Genomic DNA, 1,143 nt, shown 5'->3' with positions numbered 1-1,143 from the left:
TCGAGCTGGTGCTTGGGGCGATGCGGGCGCGTTCAGCTTTTATCCCGGAAAGGTTCTAGGTGCGCTGGGTGATGGTGGAGCAATCACGACGGACGATTCTGAGCTTGCGGACACGCTTCGCTCACTGAGAAACTACGGGTCTGAAGAGCGCTATGTTCATGGTTTGCAAGGTGTGAATAGTCGTTTGGATGAAATTCAAGCTGCGATGCTGTCTGTTAAGTTGAAGTATCTGGATCAAGAGATTGCGGTAAGGCGAGCGATCGCTCAGAAGTATCTAACAGATATTTCGTCTAAATTTTTAACGCTACCTTATAGCGGAATCACTGAAGAACATGTTTGGCATTTGTTCGTTGTGCAGTGTGAAGCGCGTGATGCGCTCCAAGCTTACCTTGCCGATAATGGCGTGAAGACGCTCGTGCACTATCCGATCCCTGCGCATAAACAGAAAGCCTACCCCCATTTTAATGACCTTTCTTTGCCCGTGACTGAGAGGCTGAGTCGCACTGTTTTAAGCTTGCCGATATCGCCTTGCATGACAGAACAAGAAGTTGAACACGTGATTAAAGCCGTTAATGGGTTCTCAGCATGACCTTATCCAATGGGCAACCGAAGGTACTCGACGACGTCGTATTTATTTGTTTTGTATACAATCAAAAGAAATTTGTGCGCGAAGCGATAGATTCAGCAATCAATCAGACGTGCTATCCCTCGCGACTCATTATTATGGATGATGCTTCATCAGATGGAACTCAGGAAGTCATTGAGGATGTCATTAAGTCGGCTCCGTCGGAGCTGACTATCGAGTATTGGCGTAATGACCAGAACCTTGGCTTGAATGCGCAGCTAAACAAATTGTCTGGGCAGTTCGAGAATACGCTTATGGTGTTTCAAGCGGGTGATGATATCTCGGAGCCGACGCGGGTGGAGGAAACCTACGCATGTTGGCTAGCGAACGACCGGCCACCGCTTATTGTTGCAAGATATGATGAGATTGATGAAAACGGCGACATGGTTTCTTCCTTCTCTGCGTCGGCCAAGCCGCAAAAAAAATACACATTCAAACGCTTAGTGAACAGGCGAGCCACTATTTATGGATGTTGCCCCGCGTATCATTCGCAGGTGTTTAACCATTTTGGTCGAATA

General features: G+C 47.7%; 2 protein-coding genes. Both read left to right on the top strand.

Annotated features, from left to right (window positions below):
* The coding region (locus tag A3750_RS17485) for a DegT/DnrJ/EryC1/StrS aminotransferase family protein (protein WP_197475117.1) at positions 1–589 on the top strand (589 nt) is incomplete at its 5' end.
* The coding region (locus A3750_RS17480; RefSeq protein WP_156498689.1) for a glycosyltransferase at positions 586–1,143 on the top strand (558 nt) is incomplete at its 3' end. The genes A3750_RS17485 and A3750_RS17480, both read left to right, overlap by 4 nt.

The organism is Oleiphilus sp. HI0079 (assembly GCF_001635105.1).
This window is presented reverse-complemented; position numbering and strand designations above follow the sequence as displayed.